Origin of the sequence: Paenibacillus sp. FSL K6-1230 (assembly GCF_038002385.1) — a bacterium.
In the GTDB taxonomy this organism is placed as follows: domain Bacteria; phylum Bacillota; class Bacilli; order Paenibacillales; family Paenibacillaceae; genus Paenibacillus; species Paenibacillus massiliensis.
The window spans coordinates 4,381,824-4,398,357 of sequence record NZ_JBBOCK010000001.1; the positions used below are offsets into that span (position 1 = coordinate 4,381,824).

At 47.9% G+C, this 16,534-nt stretch carries 16 protein-coding genes; 3 read left to right on the plus strand and 13 right to left on the minus strand.

Going from position 1 to position 16,534, the window contains the following annotated elements; genetic code table 11:
• Positions 1-24 precede the first annotated feature (24 nt).
• The 9 genes from MKX74_RS19195 to MKX74_RS19235 all read right to left on the minus strand — a co-directional run bounded on the left by MKX74_RS19195 (position 25) and on the right by MKX74_RS19235 (position 9,260).
• On the minus strand, positions 25-402 hold the full coding sequence (locus MKX74_RS19195; protein WP_341179474.1) for a DUF4280 domain-containing protein: 378 nt from the start codon (positions 400-402) through the stop codon (positions 25-27).
• Between the two features lie 23 nt (positions 403-425).
• Positions 426-1,010 carry a hypothetical protein gene (locus tag MKX74_RS19200; protein ID WP_341179475.1) on the minus strand — a complete coding sequence of 195 codons (585 nt, stop codon included), beginning with the start codon at positions 1,008-1,010 and terminating at the stop codon, positions 426-428.
• Entirely contained in the window at positions 1,001-1,627 is a 627-nt protein-coding gene (locus tag MKX74_RS19205) for a hypothetical protein (RefSeq protein ID WP_341179476.1), read from the minus strand. Before MKX74_RS19205 ends, MKX74_RS19200 begins: the two co-directional genes overlap by 10 nt.
• Before the next feature lie 201 nt (positions 1,628-1,828).
• Positions 1,829-3,598, minus strand: a complete 1,770-nt coding sequence (locus MKX74_RS19210; RefSeq protein WP_341179477.1) for a carboxylesterase/lipase family protein — start codon at positions 3,596-3,598, stop codon at positions 1,829-1,831.
• A gap of 554 nt (positions 3,599-4,152) precedes the next feature.
• On the minus strand, positions 4,153-4,854 hold the full coding sequence (locus MKX74_RS19215) for a YceI family protein (protein ID WP_341179478.1): 702 nt from the start codon (positions 4,852-4,854) through the stop codon (positions 4,153-4,155).
• 140 nt (positions 4,855-4,994) lie between these two features.
• On the minus strand, positions 4,995-6,602 hold the full coding sequence (locus MKX74_RS19220) for a DUF1593 domain-containing protein (protein ID WP_341179479.1): 1,608 nt from the start codon (positions 6,600-6,602) through the stop codon (positions 4,995-4,997).
• A gap of 251 nt (positions 6,603-6,853) precedes the next feature.
• Positions 6,854-7,252 carry a hypothetical protein gene (locus MKX74_RS19225; RefSeq protein WP_341179480.1) on the minus strand — a complete coding sequence of 133 codons (399 nt, stop codon included), beginning with the start codon at positions 7,250-7,252 and terminating at the stop codon, positions 6,854-6,856.
• 44 nt (positions 7,253-7,296) lie between these two features.
• A complete protein-coding gene (locus MKX74_RS19230; RefSeq protein ID WP_341179481.1) occupies positions 7,297-8,880 on the minus strand; it encodes a protein adenylyltransferase SelO in 1,584 nt (527 codons plus the stop codon).
• A 119-nt stretch (positions 8,881-8,999) separates the two neighbouring features.
• Positions 9,000-9,260: a hypothetical protein gene (locus MKX74_RS19235; protein ID WP_156897678.1), complete on the minus strand. Its 261-nt coding sequence runs from the start codon at positions 9,258-9,260 to the stop codon at positions 9,000-9,002.
• Positions 9,261-9,419: 159 nt separating this feature from the next.
• On the opposite strand from MKX74_RS19235, the gene MKX74_RS19240 reads away from it, so the two are divergent.
• Positions 9,420-10,055 (plus strand): YfbR-like 5'-deoxynucleotidase, encoded by a 636-nt coding sequence (locus MKX74_RS19240; RefSeq protein WP_028591261.1) that lies wholly within the window; start codon positions 9,420-9,422, stop codon positions 10,053-10,055.
• Between the two features lie 100 nt (positions 10,056-10,155).
• Here MKX74_RS19240 and MKX74_RS19245 read toward each other — a convergent pair whose 3' ends face one another.
• The 3 genes from MKX74_RS19245 to MKX74_RS19255 all read right to left on the minus strand — a co-directional run bounded on the left by MKX74_RS19245 (position 10,156) and on the right by MKX74_RS19255 (position 13,369).
• A complete protein-coding gene (locus MKX74_RS19245) occupies positions 10,156-11,667 on the minus strand; it encodes an MDR family MFS transporter (RefSeq protein WP_341179482.1) in 1,512 nt (503 codons plus the stop codon).
• 297 nt (positions 11,668-11,964) lie between these two features.
• Positions 11,965-12,783, minus strand: a complete 819-nt coding sequence (locus MKX74_RS19250; protein ID WP_341179483.1) for an endonuclease/exonuclease/phosphatase family protein — start codon at positions 12,781-12,783, stop codon at positions 11,965-11,967.
• Between the two features lie 241 nt (positions 12,784-13,024).
• Positions 13,025-13,369, minus strand: coding sequence for a GNAT family N-acetyltransferase (locus MKX74_RS19255; RefSeq protein ID WP_341179484.1), 345 nt, complete (start codon positions 13,367-13,369; stop codon positions 13,025-13,027).
• Positions 13,370-13,667: 298 nt separating this feature from the next.
• On the opposite strand from MKX74_RS19255, the gene MKX74_RS19260 reads away from it, so the two are divergent.
• On the plus strand, positions 13,668-15,416 hold the full coding sequence (locus tag MKX74_RS19260) for a methyl-accepting chemotaxis protein (protein WP_341179485.1): 1,749 nt from the start codon (positions 13,668-13,670) through the stop codon (positions 15,414-15,416).
• A gap of 112 nt (positions 15,417-15,528) precedes the next feature.
• Here MKX74_RS19260 and MKX74_RS19265 read toward each other — a convergent pair whose 3' ends face one another.
• Positions 15,529-15,699, minus strand: coding sequence for a hypothetical protein (locus MKX74_RS19265; protein ID WP_018884878.1), 171 nt, complete (start codon positions 15,697-15,699; stop codon positions 15,529-15,531).
• A 200-nt stretch (positions 15,700-15,899) separates the two neighbouring features.
• On the opposite strand from MKX74_RS19265, the gene MKX74_RS19270 reads away from it, so the two are divergent.
• On the plus strand, positions 15,900-16,460 hold the full coding sequence (locus tag MKX74_RS19270) for a GNAT family N-acetyltransferase (protein ID WP_025676650.1): 561 nt from the start codon (positions 15,900-15,902) through the stop codon (positions 16,458-16,460).
• Positions 16,461-16,534: the final 74 nt, after the last annotated feature.

The following is a 16,534-nucleotide window of genomic DNA, read 5'->3' on the forward strand; positions in this document are numbered from 1 at the left end:
CTTCACCCTTTCCATCCAAGGAGTTCATTCCTGGCCATCTGTATCAAATGAAATCACTCCACACCACATGCACATATTCGTAGAGCAGCTCAGTAGCGCTGGAGAATGATCCACCATAACGTTGTTCTTCCCATTCAACCAAGCCATCGAGACCGATGGTCTGCAGGGCTGCGGTATCAGGCGGTCCAACTGCCCCTGACTGGCAGCAATCACATCTGGATTATGCTTGCTGCTGCACATGCCGAATGCGGGTATATGTATTCCCGGCTCACAATCCCGAATACTTCCCTGCGCTTTGGAGTGAATGAACACCTGCCGCCCTGCTCCGGCTCGAAATACACCTGTTGCGCTCCCATAGCTGCAACGGACTGAAGCTCCATCTACGATATAACGATCATTCATCTCCTATACACACCCTTGCTATATTAATCCTTGCCAGCCAAGACATCCTGCTCGATTTGAAGCCGCTGCAACCGTATCCCCTTCAAGGGGAATCGAAGCATGCATTCTGCCACATCCAGATCTACGATGACCTCCGGAGCACCAGCTCCTTGAACCCGGCATACCTTATGACCACGAAGCTTTCTTTCATCCAGCACCATCTTTTTCAACGTACCATCCTTATTCCACTCACTGAGCGGGGACAGCGCATTAATAACCTCAGTGCATGCCATAAGCCAACACAATCGCTGTGTCCTGGTATGCTGATCAGCAAGGACTACTTGCCGCCATTCCAGGCTGGGCTGATACTGCTCCCAGATACACTTGAGCTCATCTGATAACATGTAATATGGATCATCCAGCCAATCCAGAAAATCAGCCTGTCCATCAACATAAAACTGAAGTGAGGATAGATCCTGCTCCTGTGCAATTGTGATGTGATTCAGCAGCTGTGCCTTGGTCAGATTGAGCGGATAGGCAACCTCCGTGAACCGCTCATCCTGTACTACACGATAGTACTCGATCTCCATCTCATGAATTCCACCTGTCTGCCAGTCTTTTAGAACCAATCCATCAGTTCTTCTTCCTTCAGAAGGGATTCTTCACAGATCGAGTAAATCACCTTACTGATTCCTTTGTACTCGCCAATTCTAATCTCAAGTTCCTCTTCCAGCTCCAGCTCTGCGAATTCAGGAAGCTTCACAGCCTGTCCTATACATTCGGCGCCTAGCCTCATTACATATTCATGAAAATCAGGAATACAAGCCCAGTGAACCTGCTCTACCTCCGGTTGGAGAAGGCGATCCATATACAGCTTGCGACGGGACTCTAGCTGTTCGCCAAGCTCATGCCAGCAGGTCCATACCCACCCGGCATCATAGCGATCTTCACATGGCTTGGCATCAAAGTACCAATTCCGGTCAAATGCCTGCACCACATAATCGTATTGTCGATGCAGCAGATAGGTTCGTCTCATGGAAAAGGTAATATAACCGATCGCTCCCTTGGTTCCTTGGTCTTGTTCAGCCTTGGCCAACTTGCATATGCGCCGAAAAGATTCGACAAATTCAGCAGACCTTTCCTGAAACTGGTTGCGATACTCCTCTTCCAATTTATGAATATAGTACTTCATATGTACATCTATGTAATGTTCGCGGAAATGATCCATGGCTTCTGCTCTATTCATAAATCCCCCTTTTTTCCTAGTATATAGGAAACGAAAAATCCTACAATGATAGGATAAGCCCATTTTTATGATAGTCTATGCATATTCATGTAACCCCCAGCATATACAAAAAAACGACACCCTCTATTAAGAGAATGTCGTTTGTTGTAATAAGCTATTCGGTTCGCCTGAGCTGCAGGCTACGCAGCTGCCTCAGCTAAATTAATAATCCCAGAAGAAACGTCCCTTCAGTACATCTTCTGTCAACAGCTTGTAGGTATCCTCAGGAAGCTCCTTCTTCATTTTCTCCAGCACAGCTTCCTTGTCACCATTGTAATCCTCTGACATACCGAAGATCGCTTGTTCTTTGTCACCGTCAAATTTCATGATGCGTTCCTTGCCATCCTCAGCAGTCCATGGTGTCCATGCCTCAAGATCACCTGCAGCACCCGTGCCCGGATTACCTGTGTACAGGAATTGCTTCAAGTAGGAATTCATCACAGCCGACAGCTCCAGACGTCCTTGGAGATTGTCCTCAGTGAAGTATCCTTGTGGGAAGTAGGACGCGATTCCGTCAGCACGACCTGTGTAGAAGTCCAGATCAGCCCCGTGCGGAGCACCCAGCAGCGTATGGAGACGGTCAGAAATCAGGCCCTCTTTGGCTCCCCATGCGAAGCGATATGCATATACCGAAGGTTGACCCTCTACAGCCGTCAGACGCTCTGCCACACGCTCGGCATTGAAGCCAGCATACATCTCGCTACCATACTTGAGAGCAGCTGCATATTGTGCCCCCTTAGTAGAATCGGTGAACAGGGTTCCGTCATTAATTGAAGGAGCGAAGTTCGGATCCCCGAAGGCAAATCCGGAGAATTCTGTCTCTAGGCTGCCCAGCAATACAGGAACCTTATTATAGTTGCCTTGATCCAGAGCATCAAAGCCTTCCTTTGGAATTACGGTACCGTCACGGAACAGATGCGGGAACGGCTCCATACGAATCGCTGTGCTACCGAATGCTTTGACAAGACGATCAGCCGAGAGGGAGCGAACGTACGCATCCATTTGGCTGGAGGACAGCTTGCTAATCCATGCCTTGGCATTATCCAGAGAGTTCGCTTTGCCATCCTCAAGCGCCAGCTGTGCGAGTACTTCCTTGGATTTGCGCTCTCCATCCTCTGGAGCTGCTGTGGTCAGACCGCCACTGAACGCGATAGCCTTGTGGTACAGACCTTTACCCAGCGGAGAAATCAGTGCCGCCAGTACGTCCCGTGCTCCGGCAGATTGCCCAGCTAGTGTGACGTTATTCTTGTTACCGCCGAAGCCTTCAATGTTGTCCTGCACCCACTCCAATGCGCGGAACATATCGAGTAAGCCGTAGTTGCCCGAGTCGTCGAGAGCATTGCCCGTAGCGAGCTGGCTATTCTTGAAGAAGCCCAGAGCTCCCAGTCTGTAGTTCACGGTGATAATAATGCTGTTGGTGCTGCGAGCCAGCTTTTCCCCTTGAAAATCCTTACCGGAGCCAGTCATATTAGCACCGCCATGGAAGAATACCATAACGGGCAGGTTCGTCTCTTTCGTGTCTGGGCGCCAAATATTCAGGTAGAGAGAATCCTCGCTACCCACGGTTTTCTGACCGGAAAGCTGCAGACTGTTCGAGGCAAACGTCTTGGCTGCACGAATACCTGTCCATGCTTCTGGCTCACGCGGTGCTTTCCAGCGCAGCTCACCTACTGGAGGTGCAGCATACGGTACTCCAAGCCAACCCATTGTGCTATATACATCATTGGTAACCCCATCAATCAGACCATATTGGGTCTGTTGGAGCGTATTATTTTGGAAGCCTGCATTCTGAAGCTTGTATACACCTGCATCCGCTGCATTCGTTACGGCAGTCAAACCAGTGTGTGCTGGAATTGATCCTGCCACCAGACCGAATACTGTAGCTACTACTGCTGTACGTTTCAACAACGCTTTTGTCTTTTTGCTCTTCATCAAGTGATTTCCCCTCGCTGCAATGTTTTGTGTGAATATATAAAAAAACCTGAATTAAGTGAACCTCCATAGCCATCACGTCAACGCTACAGATCTTCAGCTCAATTCAGGTTTTGCCATAAACGTAACAATCCTGATCGAATTTAATAACACATATATTGTAAAAATATACAGTTAAAATAAGTCCTATTCCATTCATTTATACAGGGTTTTGCCCGCCATTAAGCGGTTACAATCCTTTTATTAATTTCATGTTAACATATTAATAAAACGTTTGCAATCATAAATATACAAGCTCAACAGAGATAGTCATCTTCGTCGTCAGGCTTATTCTGCTGGCTTATTAGCACGATTTGCTCACCGTTGCTCCGATGCTTGATACTTTTCTTTTATTGGTATATTTAGGATATATTAAAACGTTTTTCTCAGTAATATCCGGTTACTAATTTACATAAACACTGATGATATTCATCCAATAGTCTGATAAATATCAGAACTTACAAAAAGGGGGGACGTCCCTTCCTGAATGGAAGGTCATCCCCTCTAGCACGCATTTATTTAGTAAGGATAAGCTCAAGCTGAACCGTGAACTCATTCTCGGTCTCAAGCACAACATTATGAGGGTTCGTCAGTCCGAAGTCAGAGAACGTAACCTTCGTTGTACCAGACAGCATCAGCTTGCCTTCATTGTACACGGCCTGACTTTGGAACACGACGTCCTTATCTACGCCCTTCACAGTCAATACGCCATTCATTTCAAATGGTACCGCGGTACCTTCAGTCCACTCTTGTGGCAGCTCCGAGAAGGAGGTCGCCTTGAAGGTCGCTTCAGGATATTGGCTGATGTCCAGGAAGTCCGCCGCCTTCACATGCTCGTCCCGCTGCTCATTACCAGAGCTGAGTACGCTCAGATCTACGGTGCCCTCACCCGTGCTGGCAGAAGGATCATTCACGTTCAACGTCCACTTTCCTGTAACCGCAGCATCCTCAAAGTTAACCGTCTCCCGGGAAGTCGTTACTGACCAGTACACCTTGGAGCCCTCGGCAATGTTCCAATCCCCATTGATCTGATCAGCTTGTACTGCTGTGCTTCCAGAGGCTGCTTCCGTTGATGTCGGCTGCGATTGAGCCGGAACTACAGATTGAATCTCTACATTGTTGCCCAGCGATCGATTCATGACGTTATAACCGATGATACCTCCACCGATAATGACGACTGCTCCAATACCTATAATCCATTTTTTATTGTTTTTCATGGAATTCTCCCCTTCACGTAATCTCCTCATCCTAGTCATATCATGATATTGAGATATCAAATTTTAGGACATGAGCAGATTGTAGCAAATGTTTGTGTCAGGAAGATGTCAAAATACGGTGAATGTGCTAATATCCGATTTTATTTTACGGTGATAATCACACGCTGATAGTGCTTCAACGGATGCTCCCCGTTATCTTGCACCTCTGCAATGATATGAATGGTATCACCCGACTCCGCATTGGCAGGGACGGTAAGGCTTACTTTCTGCGTATCGCTGCCTTCCAGCGCAATCGTATCCGTCTTCTCATCAGGACCGAGCTCACGAGCCAGGCTTAATTGTAAGCCGCCCATCACCACAGGCTCAGCCTTCGTCGTCACCTCACTATCCTGATAGGTGTCCGCCTCGAAATATCTCCACCATTTGTATGTCAATGTATCGCCATCCGGATCACTGCCCTCAGCCGTCAAAGTAACCTTCTCAGCCGGTGCTGCCGTGAGATCCAGTCCTTCCTTAATGGTCAGCTTCGGATTATGGTTAGCATTCTCATACTCCGGTGTAATCGCCCAATCGGCACGAGCCGCAAAGTCATCCTGAATATCATCGAACCAGCGCATCAGCGAATACTCTGCTTCATATTTCTTCGTAAAGATATCGTAATCCAGTACGTTATTTCTATACAGCTTATCGCTCACTGTACCAAAACGTCCTCCCCAGCCTCCGTAGCTTGGATCTTCCATGCTGCGCAGCCCGTTGTCAATCAGATAGAAGAAGGAAGGAGAATCGCCCTCGGAAATGAAATCATAACGCTTGTACTCTGGATTATTCTTAAGATAGGCCTCTGCTCCGCGCTGCTCCTCATCAAGCTCGCCTTCAATGATGTTGCCATCACCCATCAAAGCATACATACCCAGTAGCTTGCCGTGTCCATCTTTGATATTCGGGAACATCCAGTCTCCCTGCAGCTTGCTGTTCACTTCATCGGGATGAAGCTTCCACGCATAGGCGAAGTGCCAGAAGTTGGACTGGTCATTGATGATGCGAATATCCGGCCAATTCTTGGCAATATATTCATTATAGCTGTCATCTTGATCGAGAATAATGTAGAGGACTACTTTATTGCTGACCTTTTGTCTAATCTGATCCCACTCTGGAGTATCCTTGTACTTCTCTTCGATGGATTTCAGTGCTCTAGCCGTAGTATTCGTACCTCCCCAAGTCTGAACGTACAGATCTCTGGAGTCATCGTCCAAGAACAGATCCTTCAGGAACTCAGAGCCCTCCGTCTCCTTGGTCATTTCGCCTTTGTCGGAGATATTGCCGATTTTCGTCATACTCTTGAGCGTCTCAGGCTCAGGGTAGCCGTCTGCATGCTTGGACAGATTCGGATAGATTTCCCCGTAAGCATCCAGCATATCGTACAGCCACTTCGTTCCTGTCCAGCGGAACGGCTCAATGCCTGCCTCCTTGTCTCCGGCATAGTGGTACACCGAGCTAGTCAGCACGATTCCGGCTAGATCCATCTCATTGGAATATAACAAAAAGCGAATCACCGAGTTCATATCATCGACTTCACCATCTGTCGTAATGACTGTTCTCGCTTTCTGGGATTGCTGCTGCGTTGTCTCCTGCTGTGGCGGCTGCGGTACCTGCTGATTGGCCTGCCCCGGTGTACCTGCACATGCACTCAAGCCAACTGTCAGTACTGTACTCACAGCCAGCATATTCCACCATGTATTCTTCCTCATTCGCTCTACCTCTTTTCTTCGATTCTGGATGCTATAAGGATTATTTCCATGTATTCCTTCATTGTTGCATGAAGACAAAAAAACCTGAAAATAAAGCTGCCACTTAAGTGGACAAGCTTATTCTCAGGTTTTGCCTGCATACACAGTTACAATCCTTTAGTGGACAATATAGCACACCCTCTCAGGAATGTAAACGGTTTAATTATAAGTATTCCAAGTTTGAAAGAGATACACTCCTCTTCAAGCTTGGTTTATAAATTCCCAACAATTTCGATTCCATCCGCATGCTGTAGTGCTGCCCTAGCCCAATCTATAAAGGTACGTATGAAGCTCTGGGCTTCGGGATCATCGGGATGAAGAGATTCCAGCTCCTCAAAAATGCGAAACCAGACGTCCGCAGGAATCGGATTATCCCAGCAAGCGTCAAAAGCTTCATAGCCTTCCCCCGCATACTCTTCATCCAGCGGGTATTGCCGCTTAATGATCTGAATGGGTTCAGTAAAATCCTCATCATAAATAAATATTTGTTCAGCATTCTCTACCGCTAATCCTCCCCGCAAGGGGCAGAACGTATAACCAGTACCATTACGTGGCCCTTGGTAACGGAATCGCCAGATGTGATTCCGTTCAGCCTCTGATGATCCAGTCATGTGAATCCCTCCAGGTCTGTTACAGCCTGACCGCCCTCACCACGTCACGTGCCGCAGAAGGTCCGATAATTGCACATTGAATCAGGCGGCCCTGCGGTATATTCCTCCTGCGCTGTTGAATAGGCGTATGGCTTCGCCAGCACATCCAGCAGTCGTTCCATAACGCCATGATCCCCCTTCATCGCGGCCGCAAGCGCCTCCTCCACGCGATGATTGCGGGGAATGACCGCAGGATTACTGGAGCGCATGAGCTTAAGCGATTGTTCACGTGTCTGCTGCTGCATCGCAAGTCTGCTCTGCCAGCGTGCATACCATGACACGTATTCTGCTGCCTCAGCGAGTGCAGCCTCTACTGGCTGCTCCAGTGTTAATGCGCGGAAGGTGTTGGTATAATCTGCGTGATGCTTATGCATGAGCTGCAGCAGATCAAATATCAACTGCTCATCCGCCTCCTTGTGCTCATCATCGACGTGTCCATCATGCTTCGGCTCATCCTGCCCAGTGACGTTCCCGGTAGCAGTCTGTTGTCCATACTCAGCTGCTGTCTCAACAACCGATTGAGGAGCGAATATTCCCAGCTTGGCCCGCATACCTCGCAGCCAGTGCGCCTGATACAAGTCCGGGAACTCTGCCAATGCCTCCTGAGCTATTTTGATTCCCTCTTCCTCATCCTCATGAAGCAAAGGCAGCAGCGCCTCAGCTAACCTGGCCAGATTCCAGAGAGCAATATCCGGCTGATTGCCATAAGCATACCGTCCTTGCTGATCAATGGAGCTGAATACAGTCGCAGGATCAAATTGATCCATGAAGGCACATGGACCATAATCAATCGTTTCTCCGCTTAAGGTCATATTATCCGTGTTCATAACCCCGTGGATAAAACCAACCAGCTGCCATTGTGCAATCAGAGCCGCTTGCCGCTGGATCACCTGCCGCAAGAGTGCGAGATAACGGGGCTGACCTTCCACTGGTAACACATTCGAATAGTGTCGCAGCCATGTATAATCAGCCAGTGCTCTCAGATCCTCCACATCACCCCAAGCGGCTGCATATTGAAATGTACCGACCCTGACATGACTAGCTGCGACTCGCGTCAGGATCGCACCGGGCAGCTCCTGCTCACGCAGAATCGTCTCGCCAGTGGTCACAACAGCCAGACTGCGGGTGGTCGGAATACCTAGGCCATGCATAGCTTCGCTAATAATATATTCCCGCAGCATCGGCCCCAAGGCGGCGCGACCATCCCCTCCCCGGGAATATGGCGTTCGTCCCGAGCCTTTGAGCTGAATATCAAGTTGTTGCCCCGCAGGAGTCTTATGCTCCCCCAGCAGCAACGCCCGCCCATCACCTAGTCTGTTGAAATGACCAAATTGATGCCCTGCGTAGGCCTGAGCAAGTGGAGCTGTGCCAGCGGGCACCTCGTTACCTGCCAAGGTCCGAACCGCTTCCTCACTTCGCAACGCAGCCGGCTCTAGACCAAGGGTAGCGGCATAGCTTTCGTTCAGCACGAATAGCTCCGGGGCACGTACTGGGGTCGGTGCCTGTCTGGTATACATTAGCTCGGGCAGCTTGCCATAGCTATCATGCCAATTCCAACCAACACTCGCTTCTGTCTTCTTCTCTGTCATGGGAGCCTCCTTCTATACTAACAATGGACTCTTGCAAATAAGAACAAGCACTGCTAATCGCTCCTTATTGTACCCTACCTCAACCAAGACAACACATTCACTTCCTGCCTGAGCGTGTTCTACAGCAGGATTGGACGATAAGCCAGTGCTGTGGCTACCACCTCACTGGGTGATAAATCCTCCATGTAGATCAAATTCGATACGTCTGGCATCAATACATTGCGCTGTAACAGCTCCAAATAGTAATCCACTGCTTCCTCACCATAAGGCTCAAATTCCTGAATCCGCCTTACCAATTCTATTAATTCAACCTCTCGAATATCCGCTACCTGGACCGCAACTGCACCCATACGATAGTCCAACTCCGCACGCAAGCTCATATTTCTCCTCCATTCTCGTTTGTAAACTGTGATATGTATACAGTTGAACTGCATTTTGTGTTCTATTAAATGCTCCGTTAATGCTGCGCTAACAAAAACAGTCTAAGATAGGGTGTACCTTATCTGCAACAAAAAGAAAATTAAAGGATGGTATACCCAATGGGCATTCATACGTACTTCAGGTCCCTCAATGACTTGGAACGAATTATTCGCTGTCCTGGCAAATTCAAATTCGAGGAGCATAGCGTGTCCGCACACTCCTGGAAGGTGGTACAGTATGCGAAGACACTGGCTGACATCGAAGAGCAGCACGGGGTGAGTGTGGACTGGAAGAAGCTCTACGAGATTACCAGCAGCCACGACTATGGTGAGATTTTTATCGGGGATATCAAGACCCCTGTGAAGCATTATTCCATGGAGCTTCGTTCTCTGCTACAGCAGGTTGAAGAGGGCATGATTGAACATTTTATCGATGAGAATATTCCTGAGGAATTCAAGGCGATCTTCCGCAGACAGCTGCGAGAAGGAAAGGACAGCTCGGTAGAGGGTCGAATTCTGGAGGTAGCTGATAAGCTTGATCAGGTCTATGAAGCATTCGCGGAGCTGCAACGTGGCAACACGGAGAAGGAATTCATCGTGATGTACCGCCAAGCCATTATCAAAATCAAAAGCATTGAACTGCATTGTGTAGACTACTTTCTGGAGCATATCCTGCCCGATCTGGTACACGAGGGCATGCTGTCTCCCATTGATATCAAGCAGATTACTGAAGAAGCCCTCGCCCATCAGCCTTGACTGAGGGGCTTTTTGGCGTGCAAGCCAAGCCCCTCATCTCTAATCCCTTATTTAACAATCCACATGTCTTGGTAACCATACCACTAATCAATGAGCTATACTACGAACCGTTACCTTCTCTGCTTCCTTCTCCACCAACACTTGCTTTACCCATAAATATTACAGCTATTGCAGCCAATGCAATAGGCACAAGAGCGAGCAGGAATACATACGTAATGGATTCGGACATAGCCTCCACGATGACGCGAAGCACCTGTGGTGGAATCTGCGCACGCACCTCAGGCTGGAACACCTGACGCAAATCTCCGAATTGCGCCATATCCGCTCCACCCTGGCCTGCAAATGCCTCCGTAATTCGCTTGGTCAGCACGCTCCCCTGAATTGTTCCGAAGATCGTAACTCCGAGCGTCATTCCGAGCGAACGCAAGAACGAATTCGTAGAATTGGCAGTTCCGCGATAGCGCGGCTCCAGTTGATGAGCAGAGGCTGTTGGGAGCAGCGAGAATGAGAAGCCCACCCCGAACCCCGTAAGAGCCATATACAACGTCAATGCACCACGCGAGGTCTCTGGCGACATGAAAGCGAGCAGGAGCATCCCAGCGAAAAAGGCTACCACTGAAATGGTCATAAGACGACGGAACGTAGTTTTCGTCTGAAATATTCCCCCGATCGAACTCCCCGCCACAGAGCCCAGCATCATTGGGGTGAGAATAAAGCCTGCATTGGTCGCCGATCCACCATACACAGCCTGCACGAACAGTGGGATATAGACCGTCAGGATAATGAAGGTCCCCCCATATAGAAATGCCAGTGCTTGAGCCGAAGCAAAGAGCGGCCGCTTGAATAACCAAAACGGGAGAATCGGGTCCGATGCTCTACGTTCAGCCAGGAAGAAGATTATAGCAAACAGTAGGAAGATAGCGAACAACCCAATGATCACGGGAGAATTCCAATCGTATGTACCGCCACCCAGTTCCAGCGCGAACATCAGACTTACAACAGCAATGACCAGTGTGATGGCACCGATCCAGTCAATCTGCTGCTTATGCTGTGAAGTTGATTCTCGATAAAAGGGTATCACCAAAGCCAATGACAGCAATCCAATCGGGACATTAACATAAAAAATCCAATGCCAACTGATCGTATCTGTAATATAGGCACCAAGCAATGGACCGAGCACACTGGACAAGCCAAATACAGCTCCAATGAGACCTGTCATCTTTCCGCGCTGCTCTGGCGGGAAAATATCGAATATAATCGTGAAGGCAATCGGCATGAGCGCACCGCCACCAATCCCCTGAATCGCCCGAAACAGACTGAGCTGTGTCATCGACTGGGCGAATCCGCACAGCACCGACCCAACAAGAAACACGATTAAGCCAAAAACAAAAAAGCGCTTGCGACCGTACATATCCGAGAGCTTGCCGAAAATTGGCATCCCAGCCATCGTGGCTACCATATAAGCCGACGTAACCCAGATGAATTGGCTAAGTCCACCAAGATCGGCCACGATAGTACCCATGGCTGTCGCTACAATCGTATTATCCATAGCGGCCATCAGAATACCTAGCAGCAAGCTCGCTACGACCCACTTTCTATGCTGTTCAATCATTGCACACCAGCCTTTTCCTTCAATTTTGACTCTATTACATTTCAGGTATCCATTATATTGAACCCGGTCTACTATGTCACTGATTACTTATTACACCATAGTCAAGCTTCATAATCCTCTTCAGGCAGTATAGACAAAATTCAATGAACTTATGAACATGACGGCAGGCAAATGAAACAACGACAAACACAACAAGGGCATAAGGCTCAAATGCAACATCATTCAAGCCTTACACCCTGGCTGCTATTCATCGAAAGCTCATCCACTTCCCACTTCCATCAGCACCAAGCAATATAGCTACAGTTCCACCGCAACTCCGAAATGGTCGGAGACCACCTCACCACGGATTCCGTTCATGACGACTGTGGAGGACTTCACTTTACGCGCCTCGCGCGAGAAAATATAATCAATGCGTAGATCCTGCGTATTGCCCTCCCAACCACCAATAGATTTCGTAACTGTAGCTCCTGCATCCTTGATCTCAGCGGCAGTATACAAGTCACACCAGCCTTTGGACATCATGTAGTCATAGCCCTCACCTGAGAGTTCAGCTACATTGTTAAAGTCACCCATAAGGAACATGGCGTCCCCTGTATAATTTCGTAAAATAGCCTCTACCCGATCCCATTGAGGGCGGAACGGCTCTTCCTCATCATGCCACCATCCCAGATGTCCATTCACAATCCAGGTGTGGGCACCTTCAATTGTCGTGCTGGCGCCAAGTATTTTGCGGGTCTTGTAATTGTTATATACCGTTATGCCAGACACATGCTCACAGAAAGTCTCACCAATAGGTGTCCGACTAAGGAACGCCAATCCCTCATCATAGCGGAGCTTACCTGTGTGCACTGGGGCCCATGTCCAGTAATAATCAGCTTTGAGCTGCTGCTGTACAAGATATGCATAATTATTCGCTCTTATGGGCATAGAGGAATCTGTTACCACGAATTTCCCTAGCTGCTCCAACGGAACAACTGTCTCTGTCTTCATTTGATTGACCTCTTGGAATGCAATCACATCGAATTCATGCTCGTTAATGAAATCAGCCATGTAAGTAATCTTGGCCAATTGATCCTCTTCAAGCCAGGAGTGCGTGTTCAGTGTCAATAACTTCAAGCCGTCTCACCTATCCTTTGGGTGTGAATCATCTATATTCATATCGTACAAGTATAACACACACCCTTATATCAGAAGCGTATATCTCAGCATATCCGCTCCGAAGTTACGATAATCCATGAAAAGCTTGGCCTACAATCCCTAGTACATCCTGTAATACAGAATTTGCAGTACAGAACATGTATGTAGTACAGAGCCTGTAATACAGAACCTGTAGTACAGAACTTTTAGATTAGCTAGCTCAAGTAAGCTGCTTGATCATCCTTGTAGCTACTAGCTGCTTGTCTCCCCATGTCATATCAATCTGCTCTACTCCCATGAAGCCCTGTTGTTCCCAGAAGGAATACACTGCTCCACCATCCTCCTTCACCACATCAATCCTTATCCTTCTACTTCCTGTCGATCTCACATATTCCTCTATCACACTGTATAGCTGATATCCCAGCTTCTGTCCCCTGAAATCCTCATGCAGCATGAGCAAAGACAGATATGACTCCTCTATGTTCAGACTGATGTCCAGTACCCCCATGACGAGAGCTGATGAAGTAGTTCTGATGACATAGGAATCGAACCCGGCTTCCTTCATAGCTGCAAGCTCTGCAGCTACCCACTTTTCGCTGATCTGACTTCGCCCTAAGTGGGTGTTCAGAAAATCCTGGTTGGAATTATATACAGTAGCTATTGCTTCAACATCATGGTGCTGAGCACGTTCAACACTAAAATCATCCGATGCAACACTTTCATTAACTCCTTGTTAAGCGCACCGATTTTATTATTTATATAAATTTTAGATTATTTCCGACATGAAACTATACAAAACTACAAATTTTCTGTCGATATATATATTCTGTACAGTACTGTTAATCGTCCAAGGAGTGGAGACTATGACAAGCAAAGCTTTACCAAAAAAAGAAGGACAGTCCAAAGTGAAATACAGTATCCGCATGAAGTTAATAACCGGTTTTATGCTGGTCGTTGTACTGCTCGCCGGAGTTAGTGTGAATTCACTCATGCAGATCAATCAAATGGACGACAATTCCACACAAATCGACGAGAAATGGATGCCTCTAGTCGCGCTGCTGGGAAATATGAACGGCGATATCTCTGACGTGGATCGACTGGCCTTGACGCTGGCTATTCAGACGGATGCCGACGATATCGCACAGACCGATCAGACGCTGAGTGCTGTGCTGTCCAGGCTTGATGAGAGCAGTAAGCAATTAGCTGCGCTAATTGAGGGAGCTGATCCCGAAATTACCAAGCTTTTCGAAGCTTACACCTCTAATTTTAGTGCCTACAAAGCAGAACTACCTAAATTCCTTGAATTATCCAAAAACAATCAAAACGAGGAAGCGCTGGAGATCCACGAAAGAATATATCCAGCTTGGTACACAGCTAATGATTCCCTAGTTCAGCTAGTCGAATTAGGGGCTACGAACTCCAAGAAGATCACGACATCATCCTCAGAACTGACCAACTTTGCCTATCAGGCTATCCTTATAGCCACCATTATTGTGTCTATTCTGGCAGTCGGCCTTGCCATTATGATCTCGATCCTTATTTCCAGACCGATTCAGTTGATCAACAATGCTGCTCAAATGGTAGCCAACGGCGATCTGACCAATGAACCGATCGTATTGCGTAACCGTGATGAATTAGGGGTTCTTGCAAGCTCTTTCAATGAGATGACTAGCAACCTCAGACTCATGATTCAATCCGTCACGGATACAACGACCCAGATTACAGCCTCTTCCGAGGAGCTTCTGGCTAGTGCCGAGCAGAACTCAAGGGCTTCTCAACAAATTACAGAGCAAGTCGAGGAAATGTCGCTGAGCGCTTCTGAACAAACGAATGTTGCTGAGCGTTCTTCCCAGGCGATGGGTGAAATGTCGATCGGAACCGATCAAATCGCTCAATTGGCGCAAAGCGTATCTGTGGCTGCTGTCGATGCCGCTACACAATCTACTAACGGAAATGAAATTATTACTCATGCTGTAGATCAAATGAGAACAATCCGCGACTCTATCACCTCTCTTAATGAGCTGGTGACTGGGCTAGGGGTACGTTCCGCCGAGATTGGTTCGATCACGGAAGTGATTAATAACATTGCAGGTCAGACCAATCTGCTTGCTCTGAACGCTACAATTGAAGCGGCTAGAGCCGGAGAACATGGACGTGGCTTTGCTGTCGTCGCGAATGAAGTTCGCAAGCTGGCTGAGGAAGCTGCCGCCTCATCCCAGAAGATCACAGCACTCGTACAGTTAATTCAGAATGACACTCATAAGGCTGTGCAGGCTGTGCAATCGAACAGCCAGGAAGCCGAATCCGGAATTCAGGTGATTAACGAAGCGGGACAAGCCTTCGGACAGATTTCTGCGGCTGTCAACAAAGTAGCCAGCGAGATTGAAGAGGTCTCTGCCAGCTCTGAGCAGATGTCCGCCAGTACTGACGAGGTCGTTCGTAATGTCGATCAGGTAGCCGGGATCGCCAAGAGCTCGGAAGAGAATGTGCACAGCATCTCGGCAGCAACCCAGCAGCAGCTGGCATCCATGGAGGAGATCACTGCTCTTGCAGGCTCTCTGTCCAGTGTCGCCGAGGAACTGCAAATGCAGGTCAGCAAGTTCAAGCTATAAGGCTAGCTATAGGCTCAGCTACTAACAAGCTACTAACTTCAAATAGCCTTATCCCTTCATTCGGGTTAAGGCTATTTTCATAGGGCTCGAACTCTCCCATTGCAGGACCACACTACAATTTCAGACCGTTCTCTTTATCACGAATGTAGATATCGAGCGCTCTGATTCCACGTTGAGCAAGCTGAATAAACAGAATCAGCGCGTATATGCCCAGACCTCCGAAGACAAGGGTAAAAATAATACTGATCAAGGAAATGATACCGAAGCCAGCACTAACATTCATATAATCTCTCCTTTCTCTCCAAGCTTAATAGATAATACAATTATTGCCAACCCTTGATAATCATAATAAAATATGCAGGTAGAGTAGATTCACAATCTGCCCACAAATCGTTATACCCAATTTCATTCGACTTCATTATTTTTATGCGACTTCATTATCGTTTTGTTTTGCCACATTCCCAGCTATGAGGAGACTTACTTATGTTAACTACAGACAATTTATTTATGGGCCCGAAGCTGAAGCTAACCACTGCCCGAGCCGATGATATTCAGACCATGCTAACCTGGAATGAGGACCCGGAATATTTGCGTCATGTCGATACGGAAGCGGCTATCCCCTATTCAGAGAGACAATTGGAGGGAGAACAGGATTCCAAAGATCGCGAGGTCTATTTCCGCTTGAGAACCCGGACAGAGGATGAGCTGATAGGCTTCGTTGTTATTCACAGTATCGAATGGAACAATCGTACAGGGCAGCTCGCCATTGGGATTGGACTGTCCAAGCACCGCAATCAAGGCTATGGCACAGAAGCACTTCACTTGATTCTTAGATATGCTTTTTATGAATTGAACCTTGATCGGGTAGGCTTGGACGTCATCTCGTATAATGCCAAAGCTATTCGCGCCTACGAGAAGGCTGGCTTCCAGCAGGAAGGGTGTGTACGTTCTGCCGTGTACCGGGATGGACAGCGATATGACCGTATCCTAATGGGTATGCTGAGATCCGAATGGGAAGCACAGCAGCAGACTCCAGATAAGTAGGCTTAATATAAGTACAACTAAGTCAGCAATTCAGATACCCGACTCAGGATAAATCGAATCAAAGTATCACCCAC